The following is a 19,267-nucleotide window of genomic DNA, read 5'->3' as shown; positions in this document are numbered from 1 at the left end:
TATGGCAAGAGCAAGTGAACGCGACAGATATAAATATGGTATCTGCACGAATCGTGACAAAGGCGGCGAAGGAGCCCCTTGTCCTAAATGTGAAAGTAAAGAAGTACAAAAAGTAAGAGGTGGACAAGATTTCGTGTGCGACGAATGTAAAGAGCCACTGCGTATGGTTCCGCCACCAAAGGAAGGCCCGAATATGAAAATGATTGGCGGTATTATTGCTGCTGTGGTGGTACTTGGTGGCGCGGGTATCGGAATCGCCCTTAGTGGCGGTGACAAAACCGAAGAACAACAGGTTGACGACACAACAGGTGGCATTGAACAAGTAGATGGAGCAACCGACGATGACGGCATGGAAGTAGAAGAAGTAAACGTGACAGACATGACGTTTATGGAAACTGCACAAGACATGAAACTGAAGAAAAGCGAAACCAAACAGTTGAATATAGACTGTAACCCCGGCAATGCAAATGAAACCGTTACCTGGAAATCAGGAAACGAAGCTGTGGCAACAGTATCTCCAAATGGTATCGTGACAGCCGTTGCAGCAGGTAAAGCTACTATCACAGCTGTGGCAGACCGTTCACAGACGAAAGCCGAGATAGAAGTGACAGTATCCGACGGCGGTAGCACTGGCACCACCACCGTAACAGACGGTAGCGCAACCAGCGGCATCGTAACGAAAGACCTGGGTTATGCAGTCTACAAAGGCCGTATGAAAAATGGCTTGATGAACGACGAAAGCGGTGTGCTGACATTTAAAACAACCCATATCATAGAGCCGCGCGACGTGAAGAAGCGTGAAGCAAAAGCAGGTGAAAAAGTGGTTGGTATCTTTGAAGACGGTCATCTCACTACCGGTACGTGGTATAAGAGCGATGGAAACAAAGAAGTAATCATCCCGTAATGAGGAATCCGGCTACTCAAATAGTCTATGCAGTTCTTTTGCTGTTCCCACTCACCATGTGGGGACAGCAAACTGGAAAATGGGGAAACGGGAAACTCCGCCAAACGGTAGTTTCCATATCTTCCGATGTTCCTTTTGCCACGGCAGCTTACGATTTCACCGAACGCTATCTGACGGAATTGCAAGGAATGTCCGTTGCCGAGCGCAAATCGAAGATGGAGCGCGACAATGTGCAGATTCGGCAAGGCGGATTCGACCTGCTGAACCTCATCAACGAACAGACCTCCATGAACTTCTCCGAAAAAGAAAACCGTTATATCGTGTCGTTGGCGAATGAATCCTTCCTTCTGATTGAGCTCTCTTTCCCTGCGTCATGCCAACTGCTGACCGGAAAGAACCTGAAAGAACTGGAAGACGGATTTGTGAAAGGACTGGCTTCTTATAGCTACAAACCCTCCGCTTCCCAACCCGACCGAAAGGAACTGAAAAAGCTGTCAGGAGACTATTATGTAAGAGTAGGCGATACCTATTACATAGAGGAAATCAACGGAAACCTTTACTTTGAAGAAAAGAACCGCGCGCTGCGTCCGGTATTCAGCATGAATCACCCGGCTGAAAGCGTATTCAATCTTTTCCTGAGTGAAGATACTTCCTGCAACGCCCCCGTAAACCTGACCGTGCGCCAGTACGGACTGAAAAGAGAACAGACGGAACTGCCCGTTCATTCATTGATAGCTTATATGAGAAATCAGGGATGCGCTCTTTATGTCGGTATCGAAGCTTTGGAAACCAACGTGGTGAAGGCTTACGTCTTTGCGGTGAATACTGTGTTGAAGTATAATCATGTGATGAGCGTGGAAATCCCCTATTCCCTTCTTAGCGAAGGAAAAGGAAAGATAGAGGGCGACATCACCCTATTTGTCCCTACGCATAACATATCATCACTATTTGAAGAACTTAATTGGGTAAACACTACCCCAAAAAGGCAAATTAAAGTAAAATGAGAAAGATAATTACTTTGTTATTGTTTTGCGGAGCATATTGCAGCCTGATGGCACAGAGTGAAGCCGAAACAAAAGCGCAAATCAACAAGATAAAGCGCTCGCAGTCGTACCTCTCCGCTGAGGCCACCATGCCTACCGAAGCCGAGGCCATCCAGCAGGCTAAAGAATTGCTGGTGAGTGAAATCAACGACTGGGTAGCCGGCAAGCGAAAAGGTGGCGAAGTAAAACAAGTCGTTTTACAAGATATAAATACATGTACCCAGCGGATGGATATGAAGCGCGGGGTGAGAACACGTGCATTCGTATACGTGAAGAAGAATGAGATTGTCCTCATCTACGGTGAAGGTCAAATCATGCTGAGTGAAGAAGAGAAAGGAGCCGATTTACAACCCTTGTCTGAAATATCGGAACCGATAAAAATAGAACTTGTGAAGAAATCCTCGAAAGACGAAAAGATGGTTTCGACTGTAGAGAAAATCAATCCCGAACAGGAAAGCTTGAATCAAATACTGGCAGCACAAAACATGACGGATATGAAACAGGTTTTCGCGTCGCTCAAAGAGCAGGACAGAATCTCGTATGGCGTATACGCTCCGGACACTGTGGCCGAGCAATGCTATCTGTTATTCTATACCCGCACGGGCGAAGTGAAAGGAGTGGTGAAGAAAGACGGCAAAGAGCTGAACAATGTTCAGACGAAAGAAGCTACGGACATAGTGACTTTCAGCGGTTGCGGAGCCTACTGGTTCATTCTAAAGTAACAAACATAAGTAGAAAGAGAAGAAGATGAAAAGTATAATTTTGAGTTGGGCACTGGTAGCGGTTTGTACACTGACGACACTATCCGTGCAAGCCCAGGATGCTGTGAGCCTGGAAATTGTCGACGGTTTGTATAATGACGGTTTGAAAGCCAAGATGGAAAGAAACACCGGCGCGCTGTTGACAGAAATAAACAAGGCATTCAAAGAAAACAGAGCGTTGAACCTGGCACCGTTGGGACTGACCGATTCGGCCGAACGGGGACTGAGTGCTTTGTGGGAGAATACACACTTTTACTGCGATGATTCCGAAGTGGTGCAGTCATGTATCCGCAACGGAAACGGCTATCAGATTCGTCAGATACCTCTGATGATAAAGCCGATAGGCGATACACTGGACGATGAATATCAGGAAGCAGTGATTAACTACGACGCTAACGGAAGTATCACGCGCTTCAACTTTACCCTCAGCACCACGGTCTATCAGAATGTGATGAAGAAGGGAAAGACAGTGACCGAGATCGCCCGCCGCCAGGAAATCCTTTCCTACGTAGAGCAGTTCCGTACAGCTTACAACGAGAAGGATACCACCTTTTTGAAAAACATCTTCAGCGAAGATGCATTGATTATCACCGGAACGGTGACCAAAGTCAAGAAAACCGACGGCGCAGGAATTACCTATAATAAAGTGACTTACAAGAAGCAGGGTAAGCAGGAATACATCAACAACCTGAAGAAAAGCTTTGCCGCAAACAAGTGGATTAACGTCCGTTTCGACGATGTGAAGGTAGTGAAACACCCTAACCCGAAGATGGAAGGCTTCTATGGAGTAACCGTACACCAACTTTATGCCAACAGTAGCGGATACAACGACGACGGCTATCTGTTCATGTTGTGGGATTTCCGCGACAAGAATCAGGTGCAGATTCATGTACGTACCTGGCAACCTCGTTGGATGAATGAGAACCACACAGAAGAAATCGCTCAGGAAGAAATCTTCACTCCCGGCGATTTTGTAATTGACTTATAAACTTAATCAGACAAATGAAACAATTATATCGTTTTTTATTATTGCTGGGCTTTGCACTGGTGATAGGTGTGAAGGCAAATGCACAAAGAGTATCTTTTGTTGAGCCTAAAGAAGACACATCCCTCGCCGTCAGCCCCAACCGGGTAAAAATAGTCGTTCACTCCAACAGCGACAAGATGGAAATGTCGCACAACATGGGTGAAGAAAGAGGAGTGAGAACGAACAATGACGACGGAAGTTACTCTTATACCATCGACTATAATTTCCCCGAAGATTACGATGAAGATTTTATGAAATCCACCTTTCTCGTCAGATTACCTGGCGGGCAGAAAGAGTTCATGCTCATTTTGCGGAAAGGCAAAGGCTTCTTGGGAACCTTCAACGAAAACTTCACCATTACAGCCGAAAAGAACAACGACGGACTTTTCCCCGAATCCAAAGCAGCAAAGGTTACCTTCCTGTCGGATATGAAGAAACTCACTATCGAGTGTAACGGCAAACCCTGTTTCGTAGAAGGAAAAGCCGTTCCCGTAGACGGATGCAACATGACTGCCGCAGTGAGCAATGAAGGCGGCGTGATGAACGCATACAGCATCGCATTTTCACTGGACGAAGAAAAGAAGACACCAACCTTTATCAAACATCCGGTATTCAAAATCAAGTCGAACTTTACCAATGAGATTGAAGTCGACCTTGGCGGAGACTTGCAATATAAAAAGTCATATAGCTATACGGTTGTCAGCAATATAAAGGTTGTTGAAAAAGAAGCCTCCTTTGAAGATATGCTTGCCAGGGCGCAGGCCAAAGAGAAAGAATCCGACTTCTTTGCAGCTGCCAATGCCTATCAGGATGCGCGCAGCCATATAGACTGTCCGGTAGACCGTAGAAGTGAACTCGAATCCCAACTGGGCAGAATGAACTCCGCCCGCAGATTCCTGCACTACGCCGAGAAATTTGAAAGACAAGGTGCAAGAGTGGAACGCAAAGAAGGTTTTACGGCCGACAGCGTATTCATCTACTACCGTGGCGCTATCCGTAGCTACAAGAAAGTCCTCGAATACGCTCCCGGCGCAACCGTATATGCACAACGTGAAGAAGCACTGGAAACCAAACTGAAAGACCACCCGATGAACAATAAAGTAACGACTGTCGCCGTGAAATATCAGGAAATCACAGGAAAGCACCCGAATGGTGGTGGAATACCCATCTATGCTTCTTATACCTCTGACAAACCGAAGACAGACAGTGACGATAAACCCCTCGGAACTACGCGTGGTGATGGAACCTTCCGTTTGGTATTCAAGACCACGCCGCCACCTTATCTCTATTTCTATGGAGACAAAAAGTCTTACGCAATAGACAGCACGACAACTGAAATCAATTTCTAATCAAAATCTTCTATAATTAAACATTTAAAACATTGTTACAATGAAAAACAAACATCTGTTATTAGCTTTCGTAGCTATCCTTGGATTGGCCTTTGTATTTCCTAATTCATTAAGCGCTCAGAAAAAAGAGAAGAAGAAAAAGGAAAAGAAAGAAGTTGTATGGGAACTGCCGGAACCCTCAGGTGATGAGAACATAGACAACTATCTTCTCTCTTGCGATACCTTGTATCACAAGATAACGACCTACAAAGACAGTCTGTCGCATTACAAGTATCAGGAAGCCGCTTTTACCGTAAACGGCAAGAATTATCTCTTTAAATGTATGGTTGACTCTGTCAACAATCAGTTCCTGAGCTACGGTATGGGACGCTGGCAAGTAGCACAAGGTATTATGGCAGGAACAAATATTGTTCTTGACGCTACTACCCTCAGTCTGAAAACAGCCACTGCCGCTTTGTCTCTCCCCAACCTGGGACTGAAAGCAATCAAATATTTCAAACCCGTGAAGGATTTGGGTCCTCACGTGATTGGTATGGGACTGAAAGAAATTCCTGCTATCAAGAAAGAATGTCAGAACACTATGCGTAAGTATGGCAACGCGAAGAAAGTAGCCATCCAGCCTGAAAACCTGGACGTTGCTGTCCGCGAACATCTGATTGCTGAACTGGGTATCGACAACAGCACCTTTGATAAATGGTATGGCAAATATATCTTCGTCAACGAAGATATACAGGAAGCCGCCGAAGGCACAGAAAACCAAGTCGTAGAAAAGACAGACGAAGAAAAAGACGCCGGCAACAAGCTGACCGACTATAAAAACTTCGGAGTTGCCGACCTGCCGGAAGGACAAGCCGAACCGTCAGACGAAGAGGAAATGAACTTATTGAGCTAATCCGAACCGGAGAATTGTTCTTATGACCCTCTCATAAAGAACAACGAAAACAATACGAATGGCGCAGTAATATGGATAAAATAAGAAATCCATATTACGTGCGTCATTCTTTTTATTTGTTACCTTTACTGAAAACTGCTGTAAATGTGACTTGATTGTCATATGATTTATTTATATTTGCCTTGATTAATACTGAATATTATGGAACAACAGGCTAATTATATCCGTCGTATCGAAATTCATGGACTATGGGAACGCTTTAATATAGGATGGGATTTACGTCCCGATGTGAACATCCTTTCCGGCATCAACGGAGTGGGGAAGACCACCATTCTGAACCGTTCGGTAGGATACCTCGAAGAACTTTCCGGCGAAATGAAAAGTGACGAAAAGAACGGCGTGTGCCTTTTCTTCGACAATCCCGAAGCAACCTATATCCGCTACGACGTTATCCGGAGCTACGACCGCCCCCTGATTATGGGCGACTTCACCGCCCGCATGGCGGATAAGAACGTAAAGTCCGAACTGGACTGGCAACTCTATCTCCTGCAACGCCGCTACCTCGACTATCAAGTCAACATCGGCAACAAAATGATTGAAATGCTTTCCAGCACTAACGAAGAAGAACGCCGTAAAGCTGCCACCCTGTCCATAGCCAAACGTCGTTTCCAGGATATGATTGACGAACTTTTCAGCTACACCCGCAAGAAGATAGACCGCAAACGCAACGACATTGCCTTCTATCAGGACGGTGAACTGCTGTTCCCCTACAAACTCTCTTCCGGCGAAAAGCAAATGCTCGTCATCCTGCTCACCGTACTCGTGCAGGACAATGACCACTGCGTACTCTTTATGGACGAACCGGAAGCCTCCCTGCACATCGAATGGCAACAGAAACTGATTGCCATGATACGTGAACTGAATCCGAACGTACAGATTATACTGACCACCCATTCGCCCGCCGTCATCATGGAAGGCTGGCTGGATGCCGTGACGGAAGTAAGTGATATATCAACGGAAGCGGACGGATTTAAAGTGTCCCCCGTTCATTAACTACTAATGACTAAACCGTTAATCACCAGCTACTCACCCGTTAATCACTACCTGCATGGCAACTTCACTACGAGATAACCTGACTTCTTCATACTTCAACGCAGCCCACAAGCTCTACTCGAAGAAAGCCCGGCGGCGTATCATAGCTTACGTAGAAAGCTATGACGACATCGCTTTTTGGCGTACCCTGCTTGAAGAGTTTGAAGATGACGAACACTATTTCCAGGTGATGCTTCCCTCGGCCAACTCCCTCGCAAAAGGGAAAAAGATGGTACTTATGAACACCCTCAATACAGCCGAACTGGGAAGAAGCCTGATAGCCTGCGTAGACAGCGACTATGATTTCCTGTTGCAGGGAGTAACCAACACCTCCCGCAAAATCAACCGGAACAAATACATCTTCCAAACCTACACGTATGCTATTGAAAACTACCATTGCTTTGCCGAAAGCCTGCATGAAGTATGTGTACAAGCCACATTGAACGACCGCTTCATCCTTGATTTCAATGCCTACCTGAAGCGGTATTCCGAAATAGTATATCCTCTTTTCCTGTGGAACGTGTGGTTCTACCGCCAACGGGATACATACACCTTCCCAATGTACGACTTCCACTCCTATACCGCCCTGCGTGAGATAAGTCTCAAGCATCCGGAAAAGAGTCTGGAAGCATTGCAACAGCGCGTCAACGAAAAGCTGTCGGAGTTGAAAAAACGTTTCTCCCGCAGCATCAACCAGGTGAATGCCCTGCGTACTGAACTGAAGGAACTGGGCTTGATGCCCGAAACCACCTACCTGTATATGCAGGGACACCACGTCATGGACAACGTGGTAATGAAACTTCTGACTCCCGTCTGTACAGTGCTGCGCCGGGAGCGTGAACAGGAAATCAAACGATTGGCCGAACATAATGAACAATTCAAGAACGAATTAACTTGTTATCAGAACAGTCAGGTGAATGTGGAAATCATGCTGAAGAAGAATGTAGCCTACAAACGGCTGTTCCACTACGACTGGCTGAGACAAGATATACATGAATATTTAGAAAAAGGGAAATAAAAACTAAAAAGAAAAAGAGAGAAACTGCTTATGGATGAAGTAAAAGAAGTGATTGAAGTAGCGCCTGTTACATTGGTAAATGGTGAGACGCAAGATGCGGGTAACGCAATGATGCAGGAAGTGAACCATGCCTTGTTGTCAATGGGAGTGGATGAAGTTTGGGCGGATAAGATTGATAATTTTATCATATTACTGATTATCATCGGTGTAGCCCTGTTGGCTAACCTGATTTGCCGCAAGATTATCTTGCGTACGGTAGCCCGGCTGGTGAAACAAACGAAAGCCACCTGGGACGATATTGTATTTAATGACAAAGTGATGGCGAACGTCAGCCGGATGGTCGCACCGATATTAATCTACATTGCCATTCCTATTGCATTCCCCGACCATGCGGATTCCGCCCTGCTCGACTTCCTTCGCCGGCTCTGTATGATTTACATACTTGCTGTATTCCTGCGCTTTGTGAGTGCTCTGTTTACTGCCATCTACCTGGTGTACAGCGCCCGCGAGCAATATAGAGACAAACCTCTGAAAGGACTTTTGCAAACAGCGCAAGGCATTCTCTTCTTTGTAGGAGCTATCATTATCATCAGTATCCTGATAAAGCAGAATCCTGCGGTATTGCTGACCGGACTTGGTGCTTCCGCCGCCGTCCTGATGTTGGTTTTCAAAGACAGTATCATGGGCTTTGTTTCCGGCATCCAGCTTTCCGCCAATAATATGTTGAAAGTAGGAGACTGGATTACGATGCCGAAATATGGTGCGGACGGAACAGTGATAGAAGTTTCATTGAATACGGTCAAAGTGCGCAACTTCGACAATACCATCACCACCCTTCCCCCTTACCTGCTGGTCAGCGACTCTTTCCAAAACTGGCAAGGGATGCAGGAATCCGGTGGCCGTCGTGTGAAACGTTCCATCAATATAGACATGACCAGCGTGCATTTCTGCACACCTGAAATGCTGGCTAAGTACCGCAAGATACGAATTTTGAAAGACTACGTGGACGAAACGGAGAAAGTGGTGGAAGATTATAATAAAGAACATGATATTGATAACTCAGTGTTAGTAAACGGCCGCCGGCAAACCAACTTGGGAGTTTTCCGCGCCTATCTGACTAATTATCTGAAAAGCCTGCCTACTGTCAATCAGGATTTGACTTGTATGGTACGCCAGCTCCAGCCTACCGAAACCGGTATCCCGTTGGAACTTTATTTCTTTTCCGCCAATAAAGCGTGGGTTGCCTATGAAGGCATACAGGCAGACGTCTTCGACCATGTGCTTGCCATTATCCCTGAATTCGACTTGCGCGTATTCCAAAACCTGTCGGGTGCGGACTTACAGCGGATTGGCGTAAAAATAGAAAACTAATCAACACAATAGAATCACATAAACTACCGATATATTATGAATACACCGTTACCTAACCAAATCATCCGCGAGATTACTCCTTTGTCCGACAAAGATTGTTTTTACATTGCGGAACGCTATAAGACTGAATTCACTTATCCCATCCACAACCATTCCGAGTTTGAATTGAACTTCACGGAGAAGGCGGCAGGAGTAAGGCGGGTGGTAGGAGATTCATCCGAAATGATAGGCGACTACGATTTGGTTTTGATAACGGGCAAGGACTTGGAACACGTCTGGGAACAGAACGAATGCCGCTCTAAGGAAATACGGGAGATAACGATTCAGTTCTCTTCCGACCTTTTCTTTAAGAGCTTTATCAATAAGAACCAGTTCGACTCCATCCGCCGGATGCTGGACAGGGCGCAGAAAGGACTGGCTTTCCCAATGTCCGCCATACTCAAAATATATCCGTTGCTGGATACGTTGGCTTCCGAGAAGCAGGGATTCTATGCAGTCATCAAGTTTATGACGATTCTCTATGAGCTTTCTCTTTTCGAAGAAGAAGCCCGTACTTTGTCCAGTTCGTCTTTTGCCAAGATAGACGTTCATTCGGACAGCCGCCGGGTGCAGAAAGTACAGGAATATATCAATCTGCATTATCAGGAAGAGATTCGCCTGGGGCAGTTGGCAGATATGGTCGGAATGACAGATGTATCGTTCAGCCGGTTCTTCAAGTTGCGCACAGGCAGGAACCTTTCCGATTATATCATTGACATTCGTCTCGGGTTTGCTTCCCGGTTGTTGGTGGACTCCACGATGTCCATTGCAGAAATCTGTTACGAGTGCGGATTCAACAACCTTTCCAATTTCAACCGTATATTCAAAAAGAAGAAGTCCTGTTCTCCTAAAGAGTTCCGCGAGAACTACCGGAAGAAAAAGAAACTTATCTAGTGAAATCCAGGACCATGCTCCTATATTTATAAGGTGTCATAAGGGCTTCCTGCCGTTCCTGTAGTTTCAACGTTTGTTTCAACCGTTGAAACACTTTGTTTCGCACCGAGAAACACTTTGTTTCCCGTAGTGAAACACTTTGTTTCAAGGCATGAAACAAATAGTTCCAAGGCTTGAAACTAAATGGAACAAATAAGGAACCGAATGGGACAAATAAAGCTTTGGTCCGTAACAAGAATGCAACCATTCTTTCAATCGATTGTATTTCCTTCGTCTTAACATTGTAATCCCCGTCCTCTACCTTTGCCGACGTAATTAAAACGTATAGCAAAGTTAGATGAAAAAACTATTTCTAATCCGATTTACAGTGGCAGCCTTCTTTTGCCTGTTGTGTGTGCTTCCCGCATTGGCTGCCAATATCAAGATTAAAGGAGCTGTGAAAGACAAGCTGTCCAAGGAGCCTCTGATAGGAGCTACCATACGACTGATAGGAACTCAAACCGGTGCAGTGACCGATATGGACGGTAATTTCGAACTGAACGACCGCGGACTTTTGGAAGGAATCTATGATGTTGAAATCAAATATATAGGATATAAAGAAGTACGCCGCAAAGTCCGTGTAGAAAACGGGAAACTGGTGATGCTGAACCTGGAACTGGAAACCGACGCGCAAGAACTGGCAGACGTAGTAGTCGTAGCGAAGAAGAACCGCGAGAACGAAAATATGCTCTTGCTTGAGCAGCAGAAGGCGGTCATTGCCGTACAATCCGTCAGTGTCAAGGAACTTTCCCGCAAAGGTGTCTCGGACGCGGAAGGTGCTGTGACAAAAGTCTCCGGAGTATCCAAACAGGACGGCGTGAAGAACGTCTTTGTCCGTGGACTGGGCGACCGCTACAACGCGACTACCTTCAACGGTTTCGCACTCCCTTCCGAAGACCCGGAATACAAGAACATCTCCCTCGACTTTTTCGGCACGGATATTATCCAGTCCGTAGGCGTGAATAAAGCATTCAGCGCAGGCGGCAGCAGTGATGTCGGCGGAGCGACCATCGACATCGTATCCAAAGAACTGATAGGCAGCGGAAACTTCGGCTTCGGTCTTTCCGGCGGACTGAATACGCAGACCGTATCATCCGACTTCCTTAAAATGGACGGGGTCAACTTCATGGGTTTTGCCGACCGCACCGAACCTGCCGACGAAACCTCATGGGGCTTCAAGAACAAGCTGAACCCTTCCGAGCAGCATCTTCAAATCAACAGAAGTTACAGCATCTCCGGTGGAAAACGCTTCTATGTGGGCAAGGACAAGAACCCGCTTTCTTTCTTCCTGACTGCCGGACATACGACGGATTATCAGTACACCGACGAAATCATACGCAATACGACCACCGGCGGCACCATCTACAAAGATATGAATGGAAAGAAATCAACGGAGAATATCAGCCAACTGGCACTTGCCAATGTGGACTACGATATGCAGAACCGCCATCATGTCAGCTATAACTTTATGATGATACACGCCAATACCCAGTCGGTAGGCGACTACAACGGTAAGAACTCCATCTTCAGTGACGACTACGAGAACCTGGGATTCACCCGCCGCCAACAAACGAATGACAATATGCTGATTGTCAATCAGCTAATGACCAACTGGGGACTGACTAAATCAATCAGCCTGGATGCCGGCGCTTCCTATAATATAGTGAAAGGCTACGAACCCGATCGTCGCATCAACAACCTGACAAAAGCAGAAAACGGATACACCTTGCTCAGAGGTAACTCCCAACAACGATATTTCTCCGCTTTGGATGAAAACGACCTGAATGTAAGAGCCGGACTTGTCTACCGGTTGAAAGATAATGTAGAAGAAATCTCGAATATCCGTCTTGGCTATACAGGCCGGTTCGTAGACGATAACTTCAAAGCAACGGAATACAACCTCACCGTAGGACACGTTTCTAGTTTCCCTTCTTTAGACGACTTCTCGCTCGACGATTATTACAATCAGGAGAATCTTTCTTCGGATTGGTTCGAGATACAGAAGAACTTGGATGAATATACAGTAACGAAGAATATCCATTCCGCCTATGCGGAAGCTACCTACCAATTAAATCCCCGCTGGATTGTAAATCTGGGAATGAAATATGACAAGGTAGACATGGAAGTAGACTATAATGTAAACCGGGGCGGTTCTAAAGGAAGCAACAAGATTCAGAAAGACTACTTCCTGCCCAGCTTGAATCTCAAATACAATCTGAACGATAAACACTCCCTGCGTTTAGGAGCAAGCAAGACTTATACGCTGCCACAGGCAAAGGAAATCTCTCCCTATCGCTATGTCGGCGTGAACTTCAATAGTCAGGGTAACCCCAATCTGAAACCTTCGGATAACTACAACCTCGACTTGAAATGGGACTTCAACCCCAGTCCGACCGAATTGATTTCGCTGACCGCTTTCTATAAACTTATCAAGAACCCAATTTCACGTATCGAAGTGGCAAGCGCCGGCGGATACCTCTCTTATGAGAATATAGCGGACGAAGCAACCGTAGCCGGAGTGGAAGTGGAAATACGTAAGAATCTGTTTGTCCGCCCGTTGAGCAATGCTGCGAACGGCATGAATAAACTTTCCTTCGGACTGAACGGCTCTTATATCTATACGAATGCGAAAATGCCTTTGGCCACGGTGACTACCGGTTCACAACTGGAAGGAGCCGCCCCCTGGATTGCTAACTTCGACCTCTCCCATACGTTCACGAAAGGCGAACGCAGCTTTATCAACACATTGGTGCTCAACTACGTGAGCGATAAAATCTATACGATAGGTACGCAAGGCTATCAGGACATCATGGAGCAGGGCATCGTAACCCTCGACTTTGTATCCCAAGCCAAACTGAACAAATTCCTCTCGCTCAACCTGAAAGCCCGCAACCTGCTGAATCCTTCGTATAAGTTGAGCCGCAAAGCCAACGAGAGCGGAGAGAAAGTAACGCTGGGCGACTACAAAAAAGGAATAAATATAAGCCTGGGAGTGTCGTGCACATTCTGAACCGGGTAAAGAAATAAGATTATTAACTAATTATGAAAGCAAAATGAAAAGATTGTTTGTGAACTTTATGACATGTGCCGCAATGGCAACTGCGCTTACACTGACTGCATGTAGTAGTGATAGTGATGGCAACGGTGGTGAAAATGGAAATGGTGGAAACGGTAACGGAACAGGTAGTTCTATCGTAGTAGGGGAGAATATCCTGTCGGGAACACTGACCGGAGAACAGACCTTGGAATCTAAAGAATATATCCTGAACGGGACTGTAATCATAGAAAACGGCGGTCGCCTGAATATCCCTGCCGGAACTACGATTAAAGCCCGCGAAGGTTTCAGCAGCTATCTCCTGGTGGCACAAGGCGGTAAGCTTTATGCCGACGGAACGGCTGAAAAACCTGTCGTCTTTACTGCCAATACCACAAGTCCTAAATCCGGCTACTGGGGTGGAATCATTATCAACGGTAAAGCTCCTATCTCCGGTGCGAGTGCGGACAAGAGCGATACGGGTCTGACTGAAATAGACAACAACTATAAATACGGCGGAAGTGTAGACAATGACAATTCCGGTTCATTGACTTACGTACAAATCTGCTATGCCGGTGCCCGCTCTACCGCAGACATCGAACACAACGGATTGACACTGAACGGCGTAGGTAACGGCACAAAGATTGAAAACATCTACGTGCTCGAAAGTGCCGACGACGCTATCGAATTCTTCGGCGGAACAGTGAATGTAACCAATCTGCTGGCTGTAAACCCGGATGATGATATGTTCGACTTCACACAAGGATATTCAGGTACATTGAAGAACTGCTATGGGGTATGGGAAAGCGGTTACACCAGTACGGAAGCAGACCCTCGCGGCATCGAAGCCGACGGTAACCTGGACGGTCTTTATCCCGACCACTTGCGTCAGTCTAACTTTATAGTCGAGAATATGACGATTGTGAACAACGCTGCCAATACCACGGACAATGTAGACCGTATGCAGGACGTGATTAAGATTCGTCGCGGTGCAAAAGCAACTATCAAAAATGCATTGGTCAAAGGCAATGGCGGTACAATCGACCTGATTGATATGAACGACAGCAAAGGCGTAGGAGATGCGAATTCCAGTATCAGCATCACCAACTCATTGCAATTCAGAACTAAGCTGAACGGTACGCTGAACATATTCGAAGAAGCGGCAGGAAATACAGGTGCGGATGCCTCTTTGTTCTCCTGGACAGGATATAGCTTATCAGCTTTCTGATATAGAGCATAGATTAGAGGTTTGTTATTTTGCTCAAATTTATGAGGGGATTTACGCTAAGTAGATTCCCTCATGTTCTGTTTTTATTCTTTTATGTTCTTTTTTATAGGTAATATTTATGTCTTTATGGTATCAGTGTTTTCCTTTTTAGTATATTTGTCGACCTATACATTGTACACTGATAAAAATATGCAAACAGACTACGAGCGATATCGTAAAATGTCTTCCCTGGCTCAAATCGGATGGTGGGAAGCGGATATAACAGCAGGATACTACCTATGTTCGGATTATCTTTGTGACCTCTTGGGATTAGAAGGCGATACCATTTCTTCTTTGGATTTTCTCAATTTGATACGTGAGGATTATCGGGAGCAAATTGCGCAGGAGTTTTGGGCAAATTCTTCCATTCATAAGGACTTTTATGAACAGACATTTCCTATTATTACTTCCAAGTATGGTGAAGTTTGGCTTCACACCCGTCTGGCTTTTCGTGAGAAAGGTACGGGAAGTGGAGGCGGAGACAAGTCTTTTGGAATCATTCAGCGGGTGGAGGCTCCCAAAGATGTGGAGCAAAGGAACGCACTGACACGTGTAAACAATCTGCTTCGTCGCCAAAACTATATTTCCCAGTCTTTACTCCGTTTTCTGCGGGATGAGGAAGTGGAGTCCTGCATAACGGAAATCCTGAAAGATATATTAAATCTGTATCGCGGCAATGGACGCGTTTATATTTTTGAGTATGATGAAACTTGTACTCATCATAGTTGTACCTATGAAGCTACTTCTGAAGGAGTATCAGAAGAAAAAGAGAGTTTGCAGAATATTCCTACTTATCAGTCGAAATGGTGGAGCCAGCAGATATTATCCGGCAAACCTATCATCTTGGATTCGTTGAAGCAGCTGCCCGAGGGGACTGGGGAGGAATATGATATTCTTGCAGCACAAGGAATCAAGTCGTTGATGGTGACTCCTTTGATGGCAGGCGACCACGTTTGGGGCTATATGGGTGTAGACTTGGTGGAATCTTACCATGAATGGAGCAATGAGGATTACCAGTGGTTTTCTTCGCTGGCCAATATTATCAGTATTTGCATCGAACTGCGAAAAGCGAAGGATAAGGTAATCCGTGAGCAGGCCTTTATGAATAATCTTTTCAGTTATATGCCGATGGGGTATGTACGTCTGTCGATTCTTCGTGATGAAAATCAACAGCCTTATGATTACCGGTTGACGGATGCCAACAATGCCAGCAGCAGATTCTTCGGTCATCCTCTTGAACAATATATCGGTCATCCGGCTTCTGAATTGCATACTGATTACGACCAGAAACTGGATTTCTTACTGGATGTTCTGAATAGTCATTCATACTTGGAAAAGGATGAATACTTTCCCCGAACGGGGCTTTATACTCACTGGATTCTTTATTCTCCGGAAGAGGATGAAGTGATTGGGCTCTTCCTTGATTCTACTGAAACGGTAAAGGCGAATATGGCATTAGACCGCAGTGAAAAACTCTTTAAGAATATCTTTGCCAATATCCCGGCCGGAGTAGAAATATACGATAAGGACGGTTATTTGCTCGATTTGAATAATAAAGACCTGGAGATATTTGGCGTTGCTGACAAATCGGAGGTGATTGGAGTCAATTTCTTTGAGAATCCGAATGTTCCGCAGGAGATACGTGACCGGGTACATAATGAGGACTTGGTCGACTTCCGTATCAATTATTGTTTCGAACATGTGGGCAAGTATTATCATACGAACCGTGCCAATATTATTGACCTGTACTCAAAGGTCACCAAACTATATGATAAAGAAGGCAACTTCAACGGGTATATCCTGATTAGCATTGATAATACGGAACGTCTCGACGCTATCAATCGTATCCGTGATTTTGAGAATTTCTTCCTGATGATTTCCGATTATGCGAAGGTGGGTTATGCCAAATTGAATCTTCTGAGCCGGAAAGGATATGCCATTAAGCAGTGGTATAAGAACTTGGGAGAGGAAGAGGATATTCCTTTGAGCGAGGTTGTGGGAGTGTATGGCAAAATGCATCCTGATGACCGTCAGCGTATGCTGGACTTTTATGACGGAGTCAGACAAGGGAAAAGGCGACATTTCCAGGGGGAAATGCGTATTCTCCGTCCCGGCACGAAGAATGAGTGGAAGTGGGTAAGCAGCAATGTGATGGTTACTGCTTATGAGCCGGAGAACAACGAAATAGAGATTATCGGTATCAATTATGATATTACGGAACTGAAGGAGACTGAAGCCGAACTGATTCAGGCACGCGATAAAGCGGAAATGATGGACCGTCTGAAAAGTGCTTTCCTTGCCAACATGAGCCATGAGATTCGTACTCCGCTGAATGCGATTGTCGGCTTTTCCGACTTGCTGGTGGAAACCGAGGATATAGAGGAACGGCAGGAATATATTAAAATCGTGCGGGAGAATAATGATTTGTTGCTCCAGTTGATTTCGGATATACTCGACTTGTCCAAGATAGAAGCGGGTACGTTCGAGTTTACGAATAGCGATGTGGATGTGAATCTGTTGTGTGAAGACATTGTCCGTTCCATGCAGATGAAGATGATGAAGGAGAATGTGCAGTTGGTACTCGACCCGCATCTTCCGGTTTGCCATATTATCAGTGACCGTAACCGTATCCATCAGGTCATTTCCAATTTTGTCAATAATGCGATTAAGTTCACTTCCGAAGGAAGTATCCGTGTGGGATATAGACTGAAAGGGGAAGAACTGGAATTTTATGTTCAGGACACGGGTATAGGAATAGAGAAAGAGCAATTGCCGCATATCTTTGAACGTTTTGTGAAACTCAACTCTTTTGTGCATGGCACGGGATTGGGACTTTCCATCTGCCAAAGTATCGTGGAACAATTGGGTGGACAAATCGGTGTGGACTCTGAAGTGGGAAAAGGCTCCCGGTTCTGGTTTACAATTCCCGGTGTGATTGTGATGGAAGAAGCGCTTGTGTAAGGCACGAGGATATATAAAAATAAAAATGGTCTTGATTCATTGCCGGTTTATACCGACGTTAATCAAGACCATTTTTTTTATTGAGAGGTGTCTACCTTTCAGATGTATCTGCTTAGATTCCGAATGATAATTTGTCGATAGACTGATATACAATACTTGCGATACCCAGTCCGATGATACCCAGCGTACAAAGTGCGAGTCCCCATTTTGTGCAGCGGTCGCTGCGGAAAGCGGGAATCGGGTTATCGGAAGGAGTGATATACATTGCTTTTACAATCAGCAGATAGTAGTACAGCGAAATCACTGTGTTTACCAACGCAATGAATACCAGCAGATGGAAACCTGCATCGAAAGCAGCCATAAAGATAAAAAACTTGGAGAAGAATCCGGCAAACGGCGGGATACCTGCCAGTGAGAACAAGGATATTGTCATCAGGAAAGCAAGTTTTGGATTCGTCTTATAAAGTCCTGCATAATCTTCGAGTGTGAACTTCTGGCTGCGTAGCGCTACAATGGTAATTACGGCAAATACTCCGAGATTGGCTGCCGCATATACAAGTATATAATATACTAATGCTGTCATTCCCTGTGCCGTACCGCCAATCACGCCGAGCATGATATATCCGGCTTGTGAGATACTGGAGAAGGCCATCAGGCGTTTCAGGTTCTGCTGGCGGATAGCGAATATATTGGCAATGGTAATAGACGCGATTGTTACCCAGTAAAGTACTTCTTGCCAGTCGTTTATCATCGGCGCGAATACTTTGATAAGGATAGCCATCAGAACGAAAGCTGCCGAACCTTTGGACACAACGCTCAGATAAGCGGTGACTGCACTCGGAGCGCCTTCGTAAACGTCTGCCGTCCATAGGTGGAATGGAACGAGTGACAACTTGAATGCCATTCCCGTGAAGAAGAATACGAATGCCATAATCTGCAACGGATTTCCGTCGATATGGGCGGGGAGGTCTTCGAAATACAGTGTTCCGGCAGAGCCGTAGATCATAGACAGACCGAACAGTAACAGTGCGCTGGAGAAGAGGGCGGTAAGAATGTACTTAGCTCCTGCTTCAGCAGAGTTGTGGCGGTATTTGTCAAAGGCGATCAAGGTAGCCATCGGGATAGATGCCGTTTCCAGTCCGATGAAGAACATCAGGAAGTGTCCGGCGGAAATCATGAGATACATACCAAACAGGGTAGAGAGTGTAAGTACATAAAATTCTCCTTGTTTGAAAGAAGTATCTTCGCGTTTCATCCATTCGTGTGCCATCAGGAAGACAATCAACGTACCTACATTCAGGATTGATTTAACAACCGTGTGCATGGGTACATAGTGGTACATACCTCCGAATATGTCGCAGGCAGTGCCCGGAACCAGGTTGATAGCCGTATGAATTGCCATTAGAATGACGGGCAACATTGTGTTCAGTCGTGCTTTCCCGTCATTTTTGTGTGCATCCGGGCTCATGAAGAGGTCAGCTAAGAACAGTAGCAGCAGAACAACTACGAGCGACAGCTCTTCTCGCATATGTAGAAATTGTGAATAATCCATATTGTAATTTACTATTTAACGATT

General features: G+C 45.6%; 14 protein-coding genes. 13 read left to right on the top strand and 1 reads right to left on the bottom strand.

All coding sequences use genetic code 11. The features are described 5' to 3' along the window. Nucleotide 1: 1 nt before the first annotated feature. The 13 genes from HC965_RS14380 (at nt 2) to HC965_RS14320 (ending at nt 17,691) form a co-directional block, all read left to right on the top strand. The gene (locus HC965_RS14380) at nt 2-904 is read left to right on the top strand and encodes an Ig-like domain-containing protein (RefSeq protein WP_191032114.1); all 903 of its coding nucleotides are present in this window, start codon (nt 2-4) and stop codon (nt 902-904) included. Further along, nucleotides 904-1,908 (top strand): hypothetical protein, encoded by a 1,005-nt coding sequence (locus HC965_RS14375; RefSeq protein WP_191032113.1) that lies wholly within the window; start codon nt 904-906, stop codon nt 1,906-1,908. The genes HC965_RS14380 and HC965_RS14375 overlap by 1 nt, the downstream gene beginning before the upstream one ends. Continuing rightward, nucleotides 1,905-2,669: a hypothetical protein gene (locus tag HC965_RS14370; RefSeq protein ID WP_191032112.1), complete on the top strand. Its 765-nt coding sequence runs from the start codon at nt 1,905-1,907 to the stop codon at nt 2,667-2,669. The genes HC965_RS14375 and HC965_RS14370 overlap by 4 nt, the downstream gene beginning before the upstream one ends. A 25-nt stretch (nt 2,670-2,694) precedes the next feature. Continuing rightward, entirely contained in the window at nt 2,695-3,696 is a 1,002-nt protein-coding gene (locus tag HC965_RS14365; protein WP_191032111.1) for a hypothetical protein, read from the top strand. A 14-nt stretch (nt 3,697-3,710) separates the two neighbouring features. Next, entirely contained in the window at nt 3,711-5,084 is a 1,374-nt protein-coding gene (locus tag HC965_RS14360; RefSeq protein ID WP_223854897.1) for a hypothetical protein, read from the top strand. Nucleotides 5,085-5,124: 40 nt separating this feature from the next. Continuing rightward, the gene (locus tag HC965_RS14355) at nt 5,125-5,976 is read left to right on the top strand and encodes a hypothetical protein (RefSeq protein WP_191032110.1); all 852 of its coding nucleotides are present in this window, start codon (nt 5,125-5,127) and stop codon (nt 5,974-5,976) included. Nucleotides 5,977-6,177: 201 nt separating this feature from the next. Beyond that, a complete protein-coding gene (locus tag HC965_RS14350; protein ID WP_191032109.1) occupies nt 6,178-7,029 on the top strand; it encodes an AAA family ATPase in 852 nt (283 codons plus the stop codon). 55 nt (nt 7,030-7,084) lie between these two features. Next, nucleotides 7,085-8,086, top strand: a complete 1,002-nt coding sequence (locus HC965_RS14345) for a DUF4435 domain-containing protein (protein WP_191032108.1) — start codon at nt 7,085-7,087, stop codon at nt 8,084-8,086. Nucleotides 8,087-8,116: 30 nt separating this feature from the next. Then, nucleotides 8,117-9,457: a mechanosensitive ion channel family protein gene (locus HC965_RS14340; protein ID WP_191032107.1), complete on the top strand. Its 1,341-nt coding sequence runs from the start codon at nt 8,117-8,119 to the stop codon at nt 9,455-9,457. A gap of 36 nt (nt 9,458-9,493) precedes the next feature. Continuing rightward, a complete protein-coding gene (locus HC965_RS14335; protein ID WP_191032106.1) occupies nt 9,494-10,390 on the top strand; it encodes an AraC family transcriptional regulator in 897 nt (298 codons plus the stop codon). 337 nt (nt 10,391-10,727) lie between these two features. After that, a complete protein-coding gene (locus tag HC965_RS14330) occupies nt 10,728-13,439 on the top strand; it encodes a TonB-dependent receptor (protein ID WP_191032105.1) in 2,712 nt (903 codons plus the stop codon). A gap of 43 nt (nt 13,440-13,482) precedes the next feature. Continuing rightward, nucleotides 13,483-14,691 carry a hypothetical protein gene (locus HC965_RS14325; protein ID WP_191032104.1) on the top strand — a complete coding sequence of 403 codons (1,209 nt, stop codon included), beginning with the start codon at nt 13,483-13,485 and terminating at the stop codon, nt 14,689-14,691. A 189-nt stretch (nt 14,692-14,880) separates the two neighbouring features. Further along, entirely contained in the window at nt 14,881-17,691 is a 2,811-nt protein-coding gene (locus tag HC965_RS14320; protein ID WP_191032103.1) for an ATP-binding protein, read from the top strand. A gap of 112 nt (nt 17,692-17,803) precedes the next feature. Here HC965_RS14320 and HC965_RS14315 read toward each other — a convergent pair whose 3' ends face one another. Next, nucleotides 17,804-19,243 (bottom strand): NADH-quinone oxidoreductase subunit N, encoded by a 1,440-nt coding sequence (locus tag HC965_RS14315; protein ID WP_191032102.1) that lies wholly within the window; start codon nt 19,241-19,243, stop codon nt 17,804-17,806. Nucleotides 19,244-19,267 lie beyond the last annotated feature (24 nt).

The sequence above is a fragment of the Bacteroides sp. GM023 genome, from assembly GCF_014750685.1.
Taxonomy (GTDB): domain Bacteria; phylum Bacteroidota; class Bacteroidia; order Bacteroidales; family Bacteroidaceae; genus Bacteroides.
The sequence above is the reverse complement of the archived record's forward strand: the minus strand, read 5'-3'. Positions and strand labels throughout refer to the sequence as shown.